This window comes from Bacillus cereus group sp. BfR-BA-01492, from assembly GCF_022662815.1.
GTDB classification, from domain to species: Bacteria; Bacillota; Bacilli; order Bacillales; family Bacillaceae_G; genus Bacillus_A; species Bacillus_A cereus_BD.
In genome coordinates this window covers 363,421-386,039 of the sequence record NZ_JAKUEH010000002.1, presented here as the reverse complement: position 1 = coordinate 386,039, position 22,619 = coordinate 363,421, and the positions used below count along the sequence as shown (strand labels likewise).

The window sequence follows — 22,619 nt, the reverse complement described above, 5'->3', positions numbered from 1 at the left end:
CATCTTTTTAAATTCTGCATTAAATTTCTTGTTTGCCATACGGACACTTCCTCCTTGAAATCCATTGTAAGGACTTAACTAAGTTGTGTCCATATGACTATACTAACTCCAACTTTATTGAATATAATGGGGTTATTAGATGAACCTGATCAGGGAAAAGTTATTATTCAAGGAGACAACAATGCCTATAGGAATAAGAAGATGTTTTTTAGGAATAAGTTAGGATATATATTTCAAAATTATGCTTTGATGGACAATGAAACAGTTGCTTCAAACTTGGAAGTTGCACTAAAATTTCAGAAATTAACAAAGAAAGAAAAAAAAGATTTAATGGAAAATTCACTGAAACAAGTGAATTTATCTTGTTCTTTAAAATCTAAAGTTTATACTTTAAGTGGTGGTGAGCAACAAAGGCTTGCAATAGCTAGAATTTTATTGAAAAAATGTGATATTATTTTGGCTGATGAACCTACTGGTTCTCTTGATAAAGAAAACCGTGATCAGGTAATTAAGTTATTGAAGAAACTTAATAATGAAGGTAAAACAATTATTGTTGTTACTCATGATTTAGATTTACAAGATTTATTTTCTAGAGTAATTGATCTAACATAGATAGACAAATAGTATTAAAAGTATTCAATAGAATTTATAGTTTTTATATGTAAAATGTATCTAAAATAGTATCTTTTTCCTCTTTGTTAATACCGATATATTTAAGTGTGATTTCTAGTGTTTGGGTATATGAATAGACTTCGTCAAAAATAGAAGTAAGGTTAATCATACGTTCTTTCTTTTTTTCCCTCTTTAATCTAAATATGTAAAATTGCATAGAATTAATAAGGATTGTGTATGATATAATCATAATGAAAGCTGCTGGTAATTTTCTTTGTCATAGTTGTTAGGTTTTAACACATAACTTCTAATCGAAAATCATACGTGTAGGCAGAAAAAGACACTCTTTTTAGAGTGTCTTTTTCATATTTTAGTGATATCCTTTGGCAGAGTCTTTATGGATTTTTTCTTTAAAGATACTATAGCTCCAAAGTTGGTATCCAATAACAATTGGTACCATGATTAAAGCGACGAAGAACATAATTTTTAAGTTTAATTCACTTCCAGCTGCTTTATATAGCGTTGTGCTGTATGCGTCATTAATGCGCGATGGTAACATGCGCGGGAACATGCCGATAAAGCCAGTTGCCATAAACGTTGCAATTGTTAAGCAAACCGTTGTAAAGGCAAAACCAATTTTATGTTTGTATACCATAGCAATTGTTACAACGCTTAATAACATAGCAAGAGCTGGGACAATGAATAGTACGGGATATTCCGTGAAGTTTTGGAACAAGTTTGTCCGATTTGCAGTTGCTACATAGAAGATTGCTAGTAAAATTGCAGCTGTCATTGAAAATGGTTTTGCAATTTTATAAGCGCGATCTGATACTTCGCCAGACGTTTTAATCATAACCCAAAGCGATCCAGATACGACGAAGATTGCCGTGAAGAAGAGACCGCCTAAAATACCGTAATGATTTAGTAAACTAAATAACGTTCCTTCATAACCATCCTTACCAATTTGTAATCCGTAGTATAAGTTAGCGAATGTAACACCAAATAAGAACGTGATAAGGAAGCTACCGATGGTAAAAGCCCATTTACAAGCGCTTTGCCAAACTGGTGAATCATCTTTATGCATAAATTCAAGCCCTGCTGCACGAGCGAAAAGAGCAAGTAATACTAAAAATAATGGTGTATATAAATAGCTAAACATATTTGCATAAGTGATTGGAAAGGCAGCAAAAGTTGCTCCCCCGGCTGTAATTAACCAAACTTCATTGCCACCCCAGAAAGGGCCGATTGCTTCTTGCATTTGGTTGCGTTCTTTTCGATCTTTTGTAACGAAAGGGAAGATCATGCCGTTTCCAAGTGCATAGCCATCGAGAATAAAGTAAACAGTCCAAATCACGCCCCATAAACCGAACCAAATCACTGCAAGCATATCATGAGACATGAGCTGCACCTCCCTTAGTAACAGGTTCTTCTAACGCAGCTGGTCCTTTCTTAGCAAATTTCAACATCAAGTATACATCGGCAATTAAAAGTAATGTATAGAATAAAACTAAGCTAAGAAGTGAGAACCAAATTTGTGGTACAGAAATTGGGGAAACAGCTTCGGCTGTCCGCATTAATTTATATACTGTCCACGGTTGACGGCCTGCTTCGGCAACAATCCATCCAGCATTAATTGCAACATATGGAAGTAAGACAGACCACATTGTAATCTTTAAGAATCGTTTTGAGTTTTCTAATTTTCCTTTTCGATTTAAATAGAAACCAAACCAAGTTAATGCCATGAAGAATACGCCAAGTGCAACCATTAAGCGGAAGCTATAGTAAACAAGGTTTACGTTTGGACGATCTTCTTTTGGAATATCTTTCAGGCCAACAATTTCCCCATCAAATGAATTTGTATAGAAGAAGCTTCCAAGTTTCGGGATTGTGAATAATTCAAAGTTCTTTTCATTTTCTACATCAGGAATTTGAACGATAGAGAATCCTTGTCCTTTTCCAGTTTCCCAAACAGCTTCCATTGCCGCACCTTTTGCAGGTTGCATTTTTGCTGCATAAGCACCGGATTGATGGCCAATGAAAGGTGTTGCAGTTGCTGCAAACAAACCTAAAATAAGCCCAAATTTAAATGATTTTTTAAAGAAGTCTACATCGTTTTTACGTAATAAATGATATGCGCTAATTGCCATAACAAAGAAAGAACCAACGATATAACAACCAACAACTGTATGGAAAAACATATGCCATGCATATGGGTTTGTAACGAGAGCCCAGAAATTATCTAATTCAGCACGACCATTGCGTACTACATAACCAACAGGATTTTGCATGAAACCATTTGCTGTGATAATCCAAAGCGCGGAAATATTTGTTCCAAGTGCAACCATCCACATACAAAAAGCACGGAATTTTGGTGATATTTTATCTTTACCAAATAACCAAATTCCCATAAAAGTAGATTCTAAGAAGAAAGCAACAAGTGCTTCAATTGCAAGTGGTGATCCAAATATGTCTCCCATATACTTAGAATACTCAGACCAGTTTGTTCCAAACTGGAACTCCATTGTAATCCCAGTTATAATCCCCATTACGAAATTTATCGTAAATAGCTTACCCCAGAAATTTGCCATTTTACGATATGTTGGATTTAATGTACGTGCATATTGGGTTTCCATACACGCTACTAAAATAACAAGTCCGATTGTCAATGGTACAAATAAGAAATGATAAAAGACTGTAATTGCAAATTGAAAACGACTCAGTAACAAAACGTCGGACATAATAAGATTTCACTCCTTTTTAAACATTATCTACATTTAGTTTATAGTGAAAACATGAGAAAAATAGGGGAGAGTTGTTACAAAGGTGTGTGTATATTTTGAAAGAATTATGTCGATTATCTGAAAAAATCTTATTTTTAATATGAAGAGATATTCTTTTTGTGTTTTTTAGATTTTGGTAAACTAAATATGTAGTTTAAATGAGAGAAAAGAGGGGCTTTTTACTATGAAGTCATTAGAAGAGATTTTGAGATACAATGAAAAATTCGTAGAAGAGAAAAAATATGAGGAGTATGAAGCAGGGAAGTTTCCAAATAAAAAAATGGTCATTATCTCTTGCATGGATACTCGTCTTGTTGAGTTATTACCAAAAGCAATGAATATGCGTAATGGTGATGTGAAAATTATTAAAGTGGCAGGGGCTGTTATTTCTCATCCATTTGGTAGTATTATGCGTAGTATTTTAGTTGCTGTATATGAACTTGGTGCTGACGAAGTATGCGTTATTGGTCACCATGATTGTGGTATGGCAAAAATTCAAGCAAGCAGTACAATTGAAAAAATGAAAGAGCGCGGTGTATCAGAAGAGAGATTGGATACACTTCGTTATTCTGGAATTGATTTAGAAAAATTCTTACAAGGTTTCTTAAGTGTAGAAGAAAGTGTAGAACATAGCGTATCAGTTCTTCGTAATCATCCGTTACTTCCAACAGAAGTACCTGTCCATGGTCTTGTTATTCATCCTGATACGGGGAAATTAGATTTAGTTGTGAATGGCTACGAAGCTTAAAAATTTCATTTGTCATCCTTTTTGTCTGGGACGGGATCGAATCCTCCTGGATGAAAAGGGTGACATTTTAATATACGCTTTAGTGTGAGCCAAAAACCTTTGAGAGCACCGTGTGTTTGAAATGCCTCTAGTCCATAATGAGAGCAAGTCGGATAAAAACGGCATGTAGGTGGTGTCATCGGCGAGATGAATTTTTGATAAAAACGTATAATCCCAATAAAAATCTGTTTCATAACGGTCTCCTTTTCAGCATATTCTTCTAGTATTATAGCACGGACCATACTTAATACTTTACTAATTTGAATTTCCATTATATCATATTGGATATAACGGAATTAAAAATGAAAGCGGGAGAGATGATTTATGCCATCAGTAGAAAGCTTTGAATTAGATCATACGATTGTAAAGGCTCCTTATGTGAGACATTGTGGTGTTCATAAAGTAGGTAGCGACGGTATTGTAAATAAGTTTGATATCCGTTTTTGCCAACCAAATAAACAAGCGATGAAACCAAATGTGATTCATACGTTAGAACATCTATTGGCGTTTAACTTACGTAAATATATCGATCGTTATCCACATTTTGATATTATCGACATTTCACCAATGGGTTGCCAAACAGGATATTATCTTGTTGTAAGTGGTACACCGACAGTTCGTGAAATCATTGATTTATTAGAACTAACATTAAAAGATGCAGTTCAAATAACAGAAATCCCAGCTGCCAATGAAACGCAATGTGGGCAAGCGAAGCTTCATGATTTAGAAGGAGCAAAACGCTTGATGAATTTCTGGTTAAGTCAAGATAAAGATGATCTTGAGAAAGTATTTGGTTAAAATGAAAGGAAGCTGCCTGTGAAAGGCAGCTTCTTTTTTTCGGATATGACGTTCCTCATATCCCTTCTTTTCCTTATTTTATTATGAAACAAATAGTTATTTTACATAATTTTGTAATTGTTGAAAACAATAGAAAATAAAAAGAGAGAAAGAAGGGCGCTATATGGAGAATAGAAAAACATACTATATATCAGTTGGAAATGGGCAAATTTCACAAGTGAAAACAGCGGATACATATAGCTTTGAAATTCGAGCAACGGATGAGGAAATTATCCAGCTCCGAGAATACTTTGATCAAGCGTATCGTGAAGACCTTGGATCATTTGTACGTTCCCATGTCCCGTTCGTTGAGTATCATCACGACTCGAATAATGATCGATATGATGCAGAACTGCAAAAGGCATATAAGATGATTTATGACTTAGGGAGTCATGAAACGAAAGAATTAGTCGCACAAATGGGAATAATCAATGGATTATAGTTGGATAACATTATGCAGGAAAGCGAGAATATGCTACAATTTGTGGTAGGAAAAACTTGTAACCATCAATAGGGGAGTAATGGCATGTACACATTTAAAGATTATTACCACAACACTGTACAATTATCGTTTGAACGTTATCCATTTTCTCCTGAGCCAAAGCATGTTTGGGTTGTATGCCGGTACAGGGATCAATGGTTATTAACGCATCATTTGCGCCGTGGTCTTGAATTTCCAGGTGGAAAAGTAGAAATGGGAGAGACACCGGAAGAAGCGGCAGTTAGGGAAGTTCATGAAGAAACCGGCGGTATTGTTTCTGATTTAACTTACTTAGGGCAATACAAAGTGTCAGGAAAAGACAAAATTATTATTAAAAATATTTATTTCGCAACCATTAGTGCGGTGGAAGAACATACGCATTATGAAGAAACAAAAGGGTCTGTTTTATTAAAAGAAATTCCTGATAACATTAAACATGATAGAAAATTTAGTTTTATTATGCGCGATGATGTATTAGCGCGTACGATGAAACATATAGAAGAACTCGGCTGTTTTATAAAGTAAAGTGGCCGAGTTCTTCTATATGTAACATAAGTTTGAAAAAAATTCATTAAATGTATATTTACACTTACTGAATTTTAGAATGCGATTTTGTAAAGATATTTTTACTTTTAGGAGGGGAGAAAATGGAGCATAGAAAAGAAACTACGGTCTCTATTTCAATGTTTAAATTAAATATTTATGCAATCGTCTTTATAGTTGTAATGATGATGGGGGTTGCTTTTTTGCATATATTTCTTTTTGAAACATCTAAAATTGTAATTACATTACCTAGTATATTTATGCTCATTATCGCTATGGTTGCTCTTGTTTGCATTCATGAAGCGTTGCATTTAATAGGATTTCATTATATTGGTGGTGTTGCGTGGAGTGAATTAAAATGGGGTGTCAACTTTAAATTAGGTGTCGCTTATGCTCATTCTAGAAAGCCAATTTTCGTAAAGCATATGAAAAAAGTATTAATGCTTCCACTCTTACCAACAGGAATTTTGCCAATTGTAGTTGGTGTAGCCATGAATTTTCCAGTCATCTCATTGCTAGGTGTTTTATTAACAGCTGGTTGTATTGGCGATCTTGCATTGTATCGAAAAGTATCAAAATTTCCGGATAATGCTTTCGTGATAGACCATCCGACTAAACCGCAGTTTACAGTATATGAATGAAGAAAAAGGGAGTTTTTGAATGTGCCCCTTCACTTATAAGCATTTTGGATGGTTTTCTTTATCAATTTAAAATGTAGTTGCCTTAGATTTTCCAAATGAAAGTACTTCTCATATATTATCAATCATACGTGATTGCTCAAATTCTCCCCAAAATAAATCCCTCTTCCTTTAAAAATAAGTATCGTATATTTTAGAAAGAATACGTATGATATTTTTGTAGAATCGAATGATGGAGGTTTTTATGGGGAAGTTTTATAGTAAGTTTGTCTGTTTTATTATGGCAATAGGTCTACTGATAGCGGGATGCAGTAAAGAAGTAGAGGTTGCCGAAACGAAAGAAATATGTAATACAGAAGAAGAATGTACGAGAATTGGAGATCGGATGGTTGAGAAAGTATACAAAAATATGGAAAGTCTATCTCAATTAGAAGAGCCAACAGATCATGTAGAGGAAACGAAAGAAATAGAAAAGACAGATGTACAGTTAGAGAGTATGAGGGGAACTGAAAAGAAGCAAGGTGATGATGAAAACTATTTCTTTTTAGCATCTTATTACATAGATGAAGAGGAAATTATCGATCCATACTTTGAAAAACTAGATAAAAAGCGTTTCAATAAAGTATTTGCTGATGATCAGGAAGCAAAGAATGAGATTATGGAACAACATGAAGATAGCGATTATCATAAAACGCTGTGGGAGATATATCGTACATTAATTCCTTCTAAATATCGAAAGAACATTGTAGAGTTTGATATTGTGACAGATGGCTATGAAGGGATTGTTGCTCACGTTGCTCCTAGTATGGAAAATCCAAAAGATTGGGTGCTAAGTTTAGATACACTTGATTCAGGCGTCAATATAGACGAAGTAATGAAAACATTAATACATGAGACAGCTCATGTATTGACACTTAATGATACACAAGTCTCAGTTAATGAAAAGTATATAAAGGCATTTGAAGAAGAGAAAGATATTTCATCCTATCAAAACAAATGCAAAACTCTTTTCTTACAAGAAGGATGTGCGAAGAGAGGTTCGTATATTCATACATTTTATGATTTGTTTTGGAAACCGATTGAGCGAGAATGGAAAGAGAAGCAGATTGAGACAAATGAAGAAGCGCGAATTACATTTTTTGAAGAGAAGCATAATCAATTTGTTTCAGAATACGGAACGACGAATGTCGCTGAAGATATAGCAGATACATTTACAGCATTCATTTTACAAGATTCGAAGAAGGTGAAAGAAGGAACAGAACTGAAGTATCAAAAAATTGCATTCTTCTATCAATTCCCTGAACTTGTGAAAATGAGAGCAGAAGTATTATCTGGACTATATGAAATTTCGAAGCAAGTAAAAGAATCGTAAGTGATCCAAGCAACCAAAATAGTGGTTGCTTTTTTTATGGAGCAAAAGGAATAAAAGGTTTACAGTCGAATAAATATAAAAATGACACAAAATTGACACATTTTAAATATACATACTATAGAGATAATATATATTCTCAAGGAGGGAGTAGAGCGGATGAAAACGGTTCTTGCAATTGCTGGTCTCATTTGGGTAATGTCTCATAGTATTCCGATTTTTGAAGGTGAACAAATTCGTACGGCATTAAATAAACACTTTAGTGAGTATCGTATGATAGATCGACAAGATAACATTGTAAAAGTGCGTGTGAAAGATTGTTTTCATACGGTTACAGTTGAGGGAAATACGGTTGTGAAGGATACAAAAGTATGCGATTCAAAATAAATGATACGTGTAGAAAGAAGCTGATCCCATCGTATAGTTTGGGATCAGCTTCTTTTGCGTTTTCTAATTATTAATTTTTCGAAGCCTTCTACAAAAACATACATTAGGGTAGCAAGAACGCATGTTAATAATACGCTAAGCAGTATGAGTGTAAAGTTAAAGACTTGAAACCCATAGCTAATTAAATATCCTAGCCCTTGTTTTGAAACGAGAAGTTCTCCAAAAATAACTCCAACCCATGATAATCCAACGTTTACTTTTAATGTTGAAATAATAGTTGGGAAAGAAGCAGGTAAAATAACTTGTTGATATGTTTGCCATTTATTTGCACCAAATGTATGCATCACTTTTATATAATTTGCATCGACTTCTTGAAATGCACTATAAATAACAAGAATAGTAATAATGATGGAAATAATAACTCCCATCGCAATAGAAGATGTAATATTTGGACCAAAAATAACGATAATAATTGGACCAAGTGCTACTTTGGGCATTGCATTTAGGACAACAAGGTATGGATCAAGGACACGGGCTACAAGAGGAATCCACCAAAGAATCGTCGCGATAATGGTGCCGAGTACAGTGCCGAGAATAAAACCAACGCCTGTTTCAAGAAGTGTCGTCCAGATGTGGACCCAGAGAGAGCCATCAATCCATTTATTTAGAAATAACTCCCAAATGTTTGAAGGAGAACTGAATAGTAAAGGATCAATCCAATCTTGGTTACTAGCAATTTCCCATAAGACAAAGAAAAGGGTTAAAATACATAGTTGTAAAATGTGAGTAATCCATGTGCGTTTTCGTTCTTTTTTTCGAAATTGTTCATGTAGTTGTTTTATATTATCCAAGACGTTCCAGCTCCTTCCATATATCTTGAAAAAGGGCTGGGAAATCGGGGTGATGTCTTGCTTCGAGTGGTGATAAAGAACGAATGCTTTTTGGGATATGAAAGGTCCTTGCAACTTTGCCAGGCTTTGCTTGAAGTAAATAAATTTTATCGCTCATCGCAATAGCTTCTTCAATATCATGTGTAACGAGAAGGGATGTCTTCTTGTACGTTTGAAGCAAAGAAAAAACAAGTTCTTCTAGTTTTAATTTCGTTTGATAATCAAGTGCGGAAAATGGTTCATCTAGCAAAAGAATTTTCGGATTTGTTGCGAGAGTTCGAACGAGCGCAGCACGTTGGCGCATGCCGCCTGATAGCTCGCTTGGGGACTGTTTTTCGACTCCATCTAATCCAACTTGCTTTAAAAGTTGCAATGTATGCTTTTTTGTCTCCTCTTTATATGTGTTTGTAATATGCAAACCGAGCATAATATTTTCTTCGATCGTTTTCCATGGGAATAAATAATCTTGCTGGAGCATGTAACCCATGGAAGCTGTTGATTTTGTCACAGGTTCTCCTTCTAAAAAGACGAGGCCTTCAGTTGGCTTTAAAAGGCCAGCAATAATGGATAGAAGAGTTGTCTTTCCACAACCACTTGGTCCAAGAATCGAAATAAATTCTCCTTCTTTTACGTGTAAGTTCATACATTCCAGAACAAGCCTTGCATGATCTTTTGCAAAAAAACAGTGAGAAACATTAGATATTTGTAAGAAACTCATTGAATTCGCCTCTATTTCTTAATAACGCTCTCAGCAATATTTGTATTCACAAGCGCTTGATGTGGAACTTCTTTTTGTAATTCGCCAGCTTCTTTCATGATTGCTTGTAGCTGTGCCCATTCTTTCTCATCTAATAAAGGATTCGTTGCATAAGAATGTTGTTTTTTATAGCGCTCAATGACTTTTACAGTAATATCTTTTGAAGTATCTTGAAAAAGAGGAGTAACAACATCGGCTATTTCTTCTGGTGTGTGTGTGTCAACCCATTGCTGTGCTTTATATAAGGCGCGTGTAAACTTTGCAGCTGCGGCTTTATCTTTCTCCAAAAAGCTTTTCTTTGCCATAAATGTTGTATAAGGAACAGTTCTTGATTCTGCTCCAAAAGAAGCGACGATATATCCTTTTCCTTCTTTTTCAAAAATGCTTGCTGTTGGTTCAAAAAGTTGAACAAATTCTCCTGTACCAGATGCAAAAGCATTTGCGATATTTGCAAATTCAATATTTTGAATAAGATTCGTGTCTTTATGCGGATCGATGCCGTTCTTCTTCAAAACATATTCCCCGACCATTTGTGGCATACCGCCTTTACGTTGCCCTAGGAAAGTGACATTTTTTACATCATTCCAATTAAAAGAATCTAACTTTTTACGTGATACTAAAAAAGTCCCATCGGTTTGTGTAAGCTGAGCAAAGTTAATAATCGGATCTTTAGCTCCTTGCTGGTGAACGTAAATGGATGTTTCAGACCCGACAAGTGCAATATCAATTCCGCCAGATAATAAGGCGGTCATCGTTTTATCGCCACCTGCTGTTGTTTGTAAATCAATATCTAGTCCTTCCTCTTTAAAAAAACCTTTTTCTATACCGACATATAACGGTGCATAAAAAAGAGAATGTGTTACTTCGCCAAGTCTAATTTTTTGCGTTTGTTGCTTTGTATGTTCCGTTTTGCTGCAAGCGACAAACGTTATAACAGTAAGGACAAGTATACAGAAAACCGCTAACAATTTTTTCAATAAAAAACACCTCCTAGAAATCACTCTACTGTCATGATATGTAGGTAAGTGCCTAGATGTGAGTAGATATAGGAAGAATTTTTCGTTCGTTCCGTGATGAAAAAGTGAGAGGGGCGAATGTATATAGAGCGTAGAATGAAATGTTAGGGTTTTTCGGCAAAAAACGACAAATCTGTATCTGTATATTTGTTATTCTAAATAATTTCGTTATTTATATATAGGAGGATTTTAATGGAAAAGAAATTATTTTTACTATTATTTATGAGTTTCATTGTAATTATTTTAACTGCATGCCAGAGTGTCCATGGTTCTGAAAAGAAGGAAGCACAAGAAAAGGAGCAGCTAGATGAGAAGAAGATAGAAGGAGATACAAAAGTTATAGAAGAAAAGCGCAAACAAGAAGAGCAACAGCGTATAGAAGAGGAAAAGCGTAAACAAGAAGAGCAACAACAGCAGTCTACACAGGTACGGGGAGGAAAACCGACAAGATCACAAATTTCGATTGGAACTCATGTGGAAATTATATTGGATAAGGACCGTCGTACACGTGTCAGTGGTACTGTGAAAGATATTTTAACTTATACGGAAACGCATCCGTATGGTATTAAAGTGCGTTTACAAGATGGACAAATTGGTCGCGTTCAAAGTATAGGTTGATAAGAGAGAGGTTATCTATTCTTGCGGATAACTTCTGTTTGTTATGGGGACAGCGCATAAAAGTGAATTTGAAAAGATATAGGTATATAATTTAATTCAAAAGGTTGTCCTTTTTATTGGGACAACCTTTTGAATTAAGCGCGTTTTACTTTGAAAAACGGAAGCTTTGTTGCAATATAAATAAGTCCATATGCAAGAATTAAACACATAAGCGGGTTAATGAAAAATCCATAGCGATTAATTGCTAGGAATAAATTTGAGAAGATGATGTAAATAATAGAGCTTGCTACTAACATCATAACGCGCTTATGTTTAAATGAGTTCAGCATGAAGCAGAAACTGCTTAAGAATGTACCGATAATAAAGACTCTATGACAAAGTTGGATAAAATGATGGATGCGATATTGGTCTACAGCAGGGGCTGTTTTAAATAACTCGATTGTTTTTCCGACAGTAAACCAAGAGAACCAATATGTGAAATCCGTCTTAAATCCATTTTTAATGAGTTCTTTCGCATATTCACCCTTATCAGTGAGTCCTTTTGCTTTCATTTCATTTACAACATTTTCATAGCCGATTTTATTGAATGGATCAGCACCTGCAATCAATGGATCAGCGCTTTGTGTTGAAAACAAAATAAATTTATGGAATGCCAAATAGTTGCGAAATACCCAGGCACCAATAATAAAGAATGGTCCAATAAACCACAGTAGTCCAATTCGAATGGAATCTTTGATTCCATATGTGAACAAGACAACAAGAACCGGAATAAGTAACATTGGAGCTGGGTTTGGACGAATCATGAGTAACATAGATACAACGATTCCAAACCAAATATGGAATTTTGTTTTATTGTACTTCCAAGCAAGAATAAATATATATATACTTAAACATAAAAAGAATATGGAAGGAACTTCTGTTAATAATGTACGGAAGTATGTATAGTTACTTGGATAAATTGCGTATAAAATACTTGCAACAATTCCATAAATATTTTTTTCAAATAATTCTTTTCCGATTAAAAATACTAAGAGCACTGTACCAAGATTAAGTAACATATTGATAACAGTTGCTACGTAGTAGTAAGGAAGGTGTGTGACATCAGAAATAATCCTTGCGCCCGCTAATAATAACGGTTGACCAGGTGTGATATATGCATTTTTTCCAGGTACCTCGCTTGGTTCTAAATACACATAACCAAATACACCGTGTTTTAATAACTGTTCGGCTGTTAACGAATAGTTAAATGCATCATTCGCGCCATATGTGACTTTTACTAACTCTCCATCAAGTCCTGGTTGTTTTACTAAACAAAAAATATGCAGAAGGAAAGAAAGCGTTAAAATTACATATACCGCTTTAGGCAAACTTTTAAATTTGGCTAACAAAAATAAGCATCTCCTTTTTTGTTTCTTTCTTTATTTATTTATTTCGTGATAAAGTCCTAATCTCATTAAGCCTATCCAAAACATAATTGCATTATATCATAAAGTAAAAATTACATCAGTGGGGAGTTTACAATAATATCCTATAAAGTAAAACTTGTGGAGGAATTTATCTTACATCCATTATGAGTCCTCATCAATCGAGCTGCTACGGCCTTAAAATAGTGGGATAAAATGAAATACTTTACTTATTTGTGCAAACAAAACGGTGAAATGAAAAATTCTAATGATAATTTTGGGGTATGAGGAAGACTTCATGTGTATAATAGAAGAAAGTGTACGGGCTCATAGCCTGAAATATAATACATTTTATTATGAAGAGAATGGTTCTTACTGATGCGGGGTGAAATCAATTGTAAGAAAAGAGGGAGAACATTGAAGTATGAGTTTTCACTTCAGCAACCGAGAAAGCATACGAATACATTGATTTCTATTATTCATAGCGGAATGTGGGCATTATTATTGGTAACATTCCTATTTATGACTTTAAAATTTTTTGAATTCGATAAAGGAAAGGAATTTTTGAATGAAAAAATTCCTTTCACCATGGTGACGATTAGTCTATGGATTGGGCTATTATATGTCATACGTACAAGAAATAAAGAACGAAATGGAATCATGCAAATGATTCAACTGTATGGATACCTCTTTTTGGTAGCGCATACAATTTGTTTGGCTTTTTTAGCCATACAAAGCAATTTTGATATACTGTATGTATTTAGTTGGATATATTGGCATGTTGGACATTTTGTATTGAGTGTAATGGTTGTTTATGCCCTATATCTTCTTGTATACCACCTGCTTGGAAACCTATTTTTGAGCACTGTTTTGACAAGTTGTTCGTTAATTACGTTTGCGATTGTAAATTACTTGAAAATCTTGTTTAGAGGTGAACCTCTTTATCCTGCTGACTTTACGCAAATTGTCCATTTAAAGTCCGTCATTCCAATGGTATTAGAACCTTTAGAATGGAAATATGTGTTGCTAGGAGTTATCTGTATTGTATTAAGTATTCTATTGCTTTTATATATTCGAAAACATATGGAACCTGTCAAAGTACATGTTAGCATGAGGCTTTTTGGAATCGTTGCTTCTATTTTTATTTTGTATGTGTACAGTAATTATACTGATACATTTATGAGCAAACTGTTTCAAAAGTGGGGCGTAGAATTTATTTTGTGGAATCAAAATGAAAATTATGCAAATAATGGTTTTGTGCTAGGTTTTATAAGTAATTTAGATACAACAGTTATGGAAGAGCCAAAAGGGTATTCCAAAGAGAAAATGGTTCAAATTGCGAATGATCTAAAGAAAAAGTATGGAGAGAATATGGGGGAACAAAACAATAAGGAGAAGCCGAATGTTATATATATTATGAGTGAGGCTTTTTGGGATCCAACGAAATTGATGAATTTATCATTTAGTGAAGATCCAATCCCTCATTTACATCATTATATAGAGAGCTTTCCAGGAGGACAAACAATTTCTCCTACATTTGGAGGAAATACAGCGAATACGGAATTTGAAGCATTGACAAGTTATTCGATGAGCTTTTTGAAGCCTGGATCGATACCGTACCAACAAGCCATTACAAATCAAAATGAAATTCCGTCTATTGTAAGTAGTTTGAAGAAAGAGGGTTATTATGCAACGGCAATTCATAGTTATGGTCGGAATTTCTTTAAACGAGATACAGTATATCATGTGTTAGGATTTGATACATTTTATGCAGAAGATACGATGAAATATACAGACATTGACGGAGATTATATTAGTGACATATCCATGAGCAAAGAGATAATAGAGGAATTAAAGCGTAGGACACAACCTACATTTATTCATGCTGTAACGATGCAAAATCATTTTCCATTTACTCCAGGAAGATTTGGAGAAAATAGAACGGAAATACATGGTTTAACAGAGGATGCGTCTAAAGCGGAATTAGAGACCTATACGGAAGGAATACGACGTTCTGATGAAGCATTGCAATATTTAATAGAAGAACTAGATAAGTTGGGCAAACCAACTATATTAGTCTTCTTTGGAGATCATCTCCCATCATTAGGAACCAATAAATCCCTTTATAAAGAGGCTGGGTATATTGAGAATGAAACATCCGTTAAGGAACGGCTAGCAATGGCTGAAACACCGTTATTACTATATGCCAACTTTAACTTACCAAATGACAATTTAGGACGAGTTAGTCCGGTTTATTTTTCTAATCTTGTGTTTGATTATACGGAGCTGAAGAAACCACCGTTTTATCAATTTTTATCTAAGTTATATGAAGAAATACCAGTTTTAAAGGACGAATTAAAAGTGAATCAAAATGGAACAAATATTAAAACATTAACAAGTAAACAAAAGGAAATGTTAGAACAATATAAATTAATTCAGTATGACTTATTAATAGGCAAACAATATAGTAAAGAAATCATCTTTTAAATGACATGCACAAAAAAGAACTTGTAGCGAGCTACAAGTTCTTTTTTCGTATATTCAGAACGGGGGTATAACTAGACAAGCTAAGTCAATTAGGGAGTATTACTTATACATTTATTATAGATTGAATTGTGAAGAATTTATCGTGTCATTTGTGAGAATTATGTGAATTTTGAATGGAGATTCTTTTTGTTGCCTTTTTATAAATGCAATATAATAAAATTCCCTTTGTAAAAAGGAGTTTTTATTATATGAAAGTAAAATAATTAATTGTAGTATATTACTTGTACTGATACTTAGCAGCTTTAATAAAGACTAAAGCTACTTCGTATGATATATTTCATTTTACATCTATAGGTAATTTTAACCTGTTTGAACTTTTTAATCGTATATTAAGATGAAAGGATGATAGTTATAATGAAAAATCTAGAACAATACAGAGGTTTTGCAGATAAGTTAGAGGATTTTGCAGATAAGTTGAAAATTATGGCACATCCGGATCGTTTAAGAATATTGAATCTATTAATGAAGGGTGATTCAAAAAATGGAAAGCAAATTTATAAAGAGCTTAATATGGCACAATCGACACTATCACAACATTTAACAAAATTAAGAATGCATCAATTAATATATGGAAGAAGAAAAGGAGTAGAAATTTACTACGATATCAATGATAGTTTAGTATGTAAAGTTATAGGAATTTTAAATGAAGACTCTTCTAAGAAAATGGCAGTATAGTGTAAAGATAGTTTTTCGGACAGTAAGACTCCCATCTCAAGAGTATAGGTGGAAGTAGAGCCATTAATCAGAGGGAGATAAAGAAAATTCTTCTCTGATGAAAGTTTCATTTTATAAGAAGTATATACGACTATATATTTGCTTGTTTTATAAATAAATAATGTGTGATTTAAGAGAAGGAGGAATGAAACACGAAATAAATAGGATATTTCGTGTAACAACAATGATAAAAAAGAAGATTTTTAATGTTTTAGCGATGATAGTAGTACTTCAGGGAGGAATGACCGCAACACCTGCATTTGCAGCTTCAGTTTCCCCTGTAAAGCAATTAGGTGAAGTAACATCTTATGATATACAGGCGCTGAAAAGTATAGAGGAACATATGAAAGATGAAGATGGAAAAGGTGAAAAAATAGAAGCAAATGGTGAAATAAAAGGCGATTTTCTTGTATATATTCCGAAAGAAATTCCTATATATTCTTCTTATGATTTAAATACTCCAATTATACATCAAGTATCTCAACAAGTAGTAAAAGCAACTAAGAAAAAAGAAAACTGGTATTATATTGAAACGGATTCTATAAAAGGGTGGGTACAAAATAAAGAGAATGTTCTTGAAGAACGAGAAGTATATTCTTTACCAAAAGATACAAAAAAATTACAAATTACAGAAGTAACATCTGTATATTCAGCACCATTTCATGCATTCAAAGAGAATGATGTTTTACAACCTCAATCCGTTGAGGCGATTACACAAGCTGGAGAATGGTTTCAAATTCAAACATCTAATGGGATAAAGTGGATTCATTCGTCATCTGCGAAATTTGAAGGAACAAAGGCCTCTCTTATTCAATCTACAGTCAATCATAAAGGAGATGCTTCTATTCAATACGCGCCATCCAATTTGAATATGAGTCATATATATGGTGTCAAGTTTACGGAATGGATTGTTCCAAAAGGAAATCCCGACATTCGCCCAGGTTATGCAATGGACCCTCGTTATATTACAATCCACGAAACTGCTAATGAAAGAAACGGTGCGGACGCAAAAAATCATGCTGAATATTTGATGAATCAAGCGATAGGAAGTACAAACCGTAGTGCATCATGGCATTTTACAGTAGATGATAAAGAGATTTACCAACATTTACCTTTAAATGAAAATGGATGGCATGCAGGTGATGGAACAAACGGGACTGGAAATAGACAATCAATTGGAATTGAAATTGCTGTAAACAGAGATGGAAACTATGAGAAAGCAGTAGAAAATGCTCGCAAATTGACAGCTTACTTAATGCACGAATTAAATATTCCGCTAGACAATGTAAAGAAACATCAACATTGGAGTAGAAAAAATTGTCCAGCAAAAATAATTGCACGTGGTACATGGCCAGCCTTTTTAAATGGCGCGAGAAGTTATTATAATCAAAATAAGCCTGCTGTAATTTTGCCAAAAGACGAAGTTCAACAAATAAAAAAAGACGATATCTCTGGAAAATGGTATGAAAAAGAAATTCGTGAACTAGCGAAAAAAGGCATTATGGCGGGAGACGGAAAGGGGTCATATTGGCCAGAGCGTCTTGTGACACGTGCAGAATTTGCAGCTTTAATTACACGTTCCTTACAATTACCAGAGGGGAAATCGAATTTTAAGGATCTTAGTTTAGCACATCCATCATTAGTAGATGGCATAAATCGAGCAGCGGCAGCTGGTATCATTCATGGACGAGGCAATGGTATATTTGTCCCAAACGATACGATTACGCGTGAAGAAGTAGTCATTATGGTAGATCGTGCCTTGCAAAGTAAAGGAATTGTCGGAGCATTAAAAGAAGCTCCATTTATAGACCAAGATACAGCTTATGATAAAAAAGCGCTGCAACGTGTATATGGATTAGGAATTGTTAAAGGGAATGATCAAAATCAATTCTTACCAAAAGGAACAGCAAGTCGTGCAGAAGCAGCGGCATTTTTAAATCGTATGTTACGTGTAATGGATAAAAAGCTAGAAGAAAATACGAAACACAATATTACTGCTAAATCATATGTAGAGTTAGATTTAACATTAGCTTCCAATATTACTGGTAAAGAAATTGATAACTTTATTGCAAAATACCATCCTGATAGCCCATTAGTAGGACATGGACAAGACTTTATTGAGGCGCAAAATAACTATGGTGTGAATGCATTATATTTAGCTGCACATGCTATTTTAGAATCAGGTTATGGAAAATCTGAAATTGCATATCGGAAACACAACTTATTTGGATTACGTGCATATGATTGGGATCCATTTGGAAATGCGAAATATTTACAAAGTTATGGAGAAAGTATTGCTTATAATGCAAATTATGTACGTGCGCGTTACTTAGAAAAAACAGGAATGTATTATAATGGTCCAACGTTAACGGGTATGAATGTTAAGTATGCAACAGATAAAGGATGGGCTCCTAAAATTGCAAATATTATGGAGCGTATTAAGCCTTTCAAGGTAGAAGATTATATGTATGCAAAAAGACTTTCAAAAAATCCAAATACATTAAATATTGATGCGTTACCAGCAACAATTCCATATAAGTCCTTTCCAGCTGGGACAAAAGCTACGGTAAAATCATCAGCACAGTATTATCAAATACCATTTCCGTTCAATGGTAAAATTAGAAGTGAAAATATTACTCCAGAACAAAATAAAGTGGGTAGATTGTCTACTGGAGCGATTGTAAATATTTATCGTGAAGATCCAAATGGATGGATTGAGTTTTCGTTTGATACTAGCAATCAAAAATATTGGACAGAAAAACACAATTTAAATTTATCATATAAATAGTTTAATAGTATTAAAAAAGCAGATTGAACCTTTCAATCTGCTTTTTTAACGACACGCATGAATAGGAAAGTTGTAGGAGACAAAAGAAAAAATGGTATAAAGGCTCGCTTTTTTGCAAAAGAAAGGGAGAATCTATATATAAGAGTGGTTAAATTCTTTTTGACGTCATTCTACATAAAACAAAAAGAAGAAAAGAAGTATAGATTTCCTTTTCTATTCATAGCTAGTCATTATATTTTCCTTTTGTTAAAGGAACTTATTCGCATTGTGTAAACAGTACCTATATAAGAAAATAATAAAGAGCATTTAAATATATGTTGTTGCCGATGGAAATCTCTTATTTAGAAACTACCAATCCAAACTCATCACGTCTAAAAAGAAGAATCTTTTTAGACGTGATGGTGTATGAGTGTAAAATGAGTTTGCTAGTTTTACACTCATACACCGTGATTCTATTGGTAATAACAATACACCTTTTACTTATAAAGTTTAGCCTGTTCTTTTTAGAGAAGATGTTACAATGATAAGCTTCTCTTAAAGAAACGGCTTTTTGTATGGAATCAACAAGATAAAGAGGAGTGGTAGTAAGAATGAAGAAAAATAAAAAAAATTATGTCGCGATGACTTGTAAAACATTGATTGCAATCAACGTTTTATGGGCTCCATTTGTCAGCGGAAACTTTGAGGTAACGAAAGTTGCGGCAGAGTCGGTAGAAAATATAGAAACAACATTAGAAGAGCGAACTTTTCTTTTGAAAGGAAAGGGAAATGTCGATCAACTTGCAAATATGCATAAGCGTGCCTTTGCATTCAGCCCATTTGAGCCAACAGGTTTATGTGCGAAACCAGGTGAAGAAATAGTCATACATGTTGAAGGGAATCAAAATATTGAAGCTTATTTAGGTACGCATTCTTATTATGGTGAGTCTGTCAAACGGGATTTAAAGCCCGGAAAAAATGTGATTAGCTCTTTTAGAGGTGGGCCTTTATATCTTGCAAATCCTAATCCTACAGGAGAGGTAAAAGTAACGGTATTAAAAGGTGGAGTACGTATCCCATACTTTGAATTAGGAAAACATACGAAAGAAGATTGGGACGAAATGTTAGAGAAGTTTCCTGATGCTTATGCTGTGGAATTAAAAGGAGAAAGAACTTTATTCACAGTGACATATAAAGCTGCTAAAAAATATTTAGGAGGAAAAGATCCTTCACCGTTATTGCGTAAGCATGATGAAGCGATTCGAATTCAAGATAAAATATCTGGAGTATCAGAGGAGTATACAGGTGTAGCACAGGCTGATACACACTATGTTCATTTTGTTGAAGACTTTAATAAACACGATGGTTGGATGTATGCAACAAACTATCGAACTGGATATGTTTCCGGTGCTATGAAATATGTCTTAGATTTAGAAGCCTTTGAAAAAGATGGATGGGGACCGTGGCATGAAGCAGGGCATCAAAGGCAACAAACATGGAAATGGTCTGGTTTAACTGAGGTTACTGTAAATATTTATAGTATGGCAGTTCAGAGAGCATTTGGTAATCCTTCTCGCTTAGAAGAGGAAAATAGATATGATGATGTATTTGCGTATTTAGCAAAACCACAATCAGAAAAAAACTATGATGAAATTGATAGTCTTTTTGTGAAGCTAGCGATGTTTTGGCAGTTAGATTTAGCATTTGGTGAGCACTTCTATCCTAAATTGCATCAAATGTATCGCTTATTGTCTGTAGAACAATTAGGAAATGGTTCTGATGAAGAGAAAAAACAATTGTTTATGACAATGGCATCTAAAGTTGCCAATCGTGATTTAACTCCTTTCTTTGAAGTATGGGGATTGATACCATCAGAAGAAACAAAAAATAAGCTGAAGCTTTTACCGAAACTGCAAAAAGAAATATGGAAGGGAAGAGATTTGCGGCCAGTTGTGGAAGAAAGAGTCTCAAAGTACCAGGTTCCAATGGGAGGAATACCAGTTCCAACTACAGTTGATTTAGGAGCTATTGATGATATTGATGTAACAAAGCTTGTCACGAATCTTTCACCTAACGTTTATTTGACTGGAAATAAAAGTATAGATATGAGGCAATTTGACTCAGCATCTGTAACTGCAACTGTCGAAATTGCTGATAAAGAAGGTAATAAGAATGCGGTTATTGTCCCTATGAACGTAACTTATGGGGATAGTATAGTCTTTCAAGGATTGAGTGATTGGAATAGTGCAATTATCAGTATTTCTCATGCTAACCGACAACTGAAAGCTATTACGACAGATGTAACTAAGACGATTCATTACCGTTTTCCAGAAACATACTATTCTTTCAAAGTATATGATAAAGATACGAAACAAGAAAAGCTCACCGTATCGACAATCGGACAAGTGGAAGCGAAAGAATTCGTTAATAAAATACAAAATGTAAAGTTTAACTATGGAGATATAGTCGAAGTGTTCCATAGTGAGCCTAGCAGATTGCATGTATATCATAACAATGAAAAGGTGCCTCAAGATAAGCAAACAAATAAACAATATATTATTACACCAAAAGGATTTCAAGATCCTCAAGATGTAGATTTAGAACTTATAGATAATATGCAAAAAGAGAAAAAAGACGAGCCCGAAGTTATAGATAATACGCAAAAAGAGAAAAAAGACGAGCCCGAAGTTATAGATAATACACAAAAAGAGAAAAAAGATGATATCTCTGGAAAATGGTATGAACACGAAATTCGTGAGCTTGCGAAAAAAGGCATTATGGCGGGAGACGGAAAAGGTTCGTATTGGCCAGATCGTCTTGTAACACGTGCAGAATTTGCAACATTAATTGCGCGAGCTTTACAATTACCAGAAGGAACATCGAACTTTAAAGATCTTGGATTGGCACATCCATCATTAGTAGATGGCATAAACCGAGCAGCGGCAGCTGGTATCATTCATGGACGAGGCAATGGTATATTTGCTCCAAACGATACGATTACGCGTGAAGAAGTAGTCATGATGATTGACCGTGCCTTGCAAATGAAAGGAATTGTTGGTGTATTTAAAGAGCTTCCATTTATAGACCAAGATGAAGCCTATGATAAAAATGCATTGCTACGTGTATATGTGTTAGGTGTTGTGAAAGGCAATGACAAGAATCAATTCTTACCAAAAGGAACGGCAAGTCGTGCAGAAGCAGCAGCATTTTTAAATCGTATGTTAAGAGTTATAAGCGAAGCAAAATAATCGATTACAGAAAACGGCACCTCTCTGCATGAGAGGGCCGTTTTCTTTTTAAAGAATTGTATTTTCATCTTGATTTCATGATTCAGTTTTGTCAGTTTGTTTTATAGATGATAAATGTAACGATAACGAAAATTATGATAAGCAGTGTCGATAACTAAATATGCACATCCTTATTAGTAAAATATATATCAAGCCAGACCCTGGAGTAACTTAAAAACTATTATA

At 34.3% G+C, this 22,619-nt stretch carries 20 protein-coding genes and 2 pseudogenes; 14 read left to right on the top strand and 8 right to left on the bottom strand.

All coding sequences use genetic code 11. The annotated features are described in order from the left end of the window. Window positions 1-93: 93 nt before the first annotated feature. On the top strand, window positions 94-612 hold the full coding sequence (locus tag MR063_RS05140; protein WP_242194882.1) for an ATP-binding cassette domain-containing protein: 519 nt from the start codon (window positions 94-96) through the stop codon (window positions 610-612). A 43-nt stretch (window positions 613-655) separates the two neighbouring features. Here MR063_RS05140 and MR063_RS05135 read toward each other — a convergent pair. The 3 genes and pseudogenes from MR063_RS05135 to MR063_RS05125 all read right to left on the bottom strand — a co-directional run. Then, window positions 656-814 (bottom strand): annotated as a pseudogene (locus MR063_RS05135) (integrase); the annotation flags it as partial. A gap of 168 nt (window positions 815-982) precedes the next feature. Beyond that, window positions 983-2,011, bottom strand: a complete 1,029-nt coding sequence (gene cydB / locus MR063_RS05130; protein ID WP_242194880.1) for a cytochrome d ubiquinol oxidase subunit II — start codon at window positions 2,009-2,011, stop codon at window positions 983-985. Further along, window positions 2,001-3,350 carry a cytochrome ubiquinol oxidase subunit I gene (locus tag MR063_RS05125; protein ID WP_242144242.1) on the bottom strand — a complete coding sequence of 450 codons (1,350 nt, stop codon included), beginning with the start codon at window positions 3,348-3,350 and terminating at the stop codon, window positions 2,001-2,003. The genes cydB and MR063_RS05125 overlap by 11 nt, the downstream gene beginning before the upstream one ends. A gap of 226 nt (window positions 3,351-3,576) precedes the next feature. Between MR063_RS05125 and MR063_RS05120 the strand changes: the two genes are divergently transcribed. Continuing rightward, window positions 3,577-4,140 (top strand): beta-class carbonic anhydrase, encoded by a 564-nt coding sequence (locus MR063_RS05120; RefSeq protein WP_242194877.1) that lies wholly within the window; start codon window positions 3,577-3,579, stop codon window positions 4,138-4,140. Window positions 4,141-4,145: 5 nt separating this feature from the next. Here the strand turns inward: MR063_RS05120 and yidD are convergent, their stop codons facing one another. After that, window positions 4,146-4,373 (bottom strand): membrane protein insertion efficiency factor YidD, encoded by a 228-nt coding sequence (yidD, locus tag MR063_RS05115; protein ID WP_012095920.1) that lies wholly within the window; start codon window positions 4,371-4,373, stop codon window positions 4,146-4,148. A 130-nt stretch (window positions 4,374-4,503) separates the two neighbouring features. On the opposite strand from yidD, the gene luxS reads away from it, so the two are divergent. From luxS to MR063_RS05085, 6 genes are all read left to right on the top strand, one after another. After that, a complete protein-coding gene (gene luxS / locus MR063_RS05110; RefSeq protein ID WP_242194875.1) occupies window positions 4,504-4,977 on the top strand; it encodes an S-ribosylhomocysteine lyase LuxS in 474 nt (157 codons plus the stop codon). Between the two features lie 163 nt (window positions 4,978-5,140). After that, a complete protein-coding gene (locus tag MR063_RS05105; protein ID WP_012095918.1) occupies window positions 5,141-5,458 on the top strand; it encodes an HAD family hydrolase in 318 nt (105 codons plus the stop codon). 84 nt (window positions 5,459-5,542) lie between these two features. Then, window positions 5,543-6,022: an antimutator 8-oxo-(dGTP/GTP)ase gene (gene mutTA, locus MR063_RS05100; RefSeq protein ID WP_012095917.1), complete on the top strand. Its 480-nt coding sequence runs from the start codon at window positions 5,543-5,545 to the stop codon at window positions 6,020-6,022. 122 nt (window positions 6,023-6,144) lie between these two features. Further along, the gene (locus tag MR063_RS05095) at window positions 6,145-6,681 is read left to right on the top strand and encodes a DUF3267 domain-containing protein (protein WP_242194873.1); all 537 of its coding nucleotides are present in this window, start codon (window positions 6,145-6,147) and stop codon (window positions 6,679-6,681) included. 241 nt (window positions 6,682-6,922) lie between these two features. Next, window positions 6,923-8,050 carry a recombinase family protein gene (locus tag MR063_RS05090; protein ID WP_242194871.1) on the top strand — a complete coding sequence of 376 codons (1,128 nt, stop codon included), beginning with the start codon at window positions 6,923-6,925 and terminating at the stop codon, window positions 8,048-8,050. 156 nt (window positions 8,051-8,206) lie between these two features. Next, window positions 8,207-8,434 carry a hypothetical protein gene (locus tag MR063_RS05085; protein WP_242144235.1) on the top strand — a complete coding sequence of 76 codons (228 nt, stop codon included), beginning with the start codon at window positions 8,207-8,209 and terminating at the stop codon, window positions 8,432-8,434. Between the two features lie 44 nt (window positions 8,435-8,478). Here MR063_RS05085 and MR063_RS05080 read toward each other — a convergent pair whose 3' ends face one another. The 3 genes from MR063_RS05080 to MR063_RS05070 are packed head-to-tail and all read right to left on the bottom strand — an operon-like array spanning window position 8,479 to window position 11,058. Continuing rightward, window positions 8,479-9,285: an ABC transporter permease gene (locus tag MR063_RS05080; RefSeq protein WP_242194869.1), complete on the bottom strand. Its 807-nt coding sequence runs from the start codon at window positions 9,283-9,285 to the stop codon at window positions 8,479-8,481. Further along, the gene (locus MR063_RS05075) at window positions 9,278-10,042 is read right to left on the bottom strand and encodes an ABC transporter ATP-binding protein (RefSeq protein ID WP_242194868.1); all 765 of its coding nucleotides are present in this window, start codon (window positions 10,040-10,042) and stop codon (window positions 9,278-9,280) included. The genes MR063_RS05080 and MR063_RS05075 overlap by 8 nt, the downstream gene beginning before the upstream one ends. A gap of 11 nt (window positions 10,043-10,053) precedes the next feature. After that, window positions 10,054-11,058: an ABC transporter substrate-binding protein gene (locus tag MR063_RS05070; protein ID WP_242194866.1), complete on the bottom strand. Its 1,005-nt coding sequence runs from the start codon at window positions 11,056-11,058 to the stop codon at window positions 10,054-10,056. A 231-nt stretch (window positions 11,059-11,289) separates the two neighbouring features. Here MR063_RS05070 and MR063_RS05065 point away from each other — a divergent pair, with 231 nt between their 5' ends. Then, window positions 11,290-11,715, top strand: a complete 426-nt coding sequence (locus MR063_RS05065; RefSeq protein ID WP_242194864.1) for a YwbE family protein — start codon at window positions 11,290-11,292, stop codon at window positions 11,713-11,715. Between the two features lie 134 nt (window positions 11,716-11,849). Here MR063_RS05065 and MR063_RS05060 read toward each other — a convergent pair whose 3' ends face one another. Further along, on the bottom strand, window positions 11,850-13,103 hold the full coding sequence (locus MR063_RS05060) for an ArnT family glycosyltransferase (RefSeq protein WP_242194862.1): 1,254 nt from the start codon (window positions 13,101-13,103) through the stop codon (window positions 11,850-11,852). 432 nt (window positions 13,104-13,535) lie between these two features. On the opposite strand from MR063_RS05060, the gene MR063_RS05055 reads away from it, so the two are divergent. The 5 genes and pseudogenes from MR063_RS05055 (at window position 13,536) to MR063_RS05040 (ending at window position 22,394) form a co-directional block, all read left to right on the top strand. Then, window positions 13,536-15,605, top strand: coding sequence for an LTA synthase family protein (locus tag MR063_RS05055; RefSeq protein WP_242194859.1), 2,070 nt, complete (start codon window positions 13,536-13,538; stop codon window positions 15,603-15,605). Window positions 15,606-16,019: 414 nt separating this feature from the next. Next, entirely contained in the window at window positions 16,020-16,340 is a 321-nt protein-coding gene (locus tag MR063_RS05050) for an ArsR/SmtB family transcription factor (protein WP_242194857.1), read from the top strand. Window positions 16,341-16,500: 160 nt separating this feature from the next. Further along, window positions 16,501-17,694 (top strand): annotated as a pseudogene (locus MR063_RS22060) (N-acetylmuramoyl-L-alanine amidase); the annotation flags it as partial. Between the two features lie 90 nt (window positions 17,695-17,784). After that, window positions 17,785-19,167 (top strand): S-layer homology domain-containing protein, encoded by a 1,383-nt coding sequence (locus MR063_RS22055; RefSeq protein ID WP_396021818.1) that lies wholly within the window; start codon window positions 17,785-17,787, stop codon window positions 19,165-19,167. A 590-nt stretch (window positions 19,168-19,757) separates the two neighbouring features. Then, a complete protein-coding gene (locus MR063_RS05040; RefSeq protein WP_242194842.1) occupies window positions 19,758-22,394 on the top strand; it encodes a M60 family metallopeptidase in 2,637 nt (878 codons plus the stop codon). Window positions 22,395-22,619: the final 225 nt, after the last annotated feature.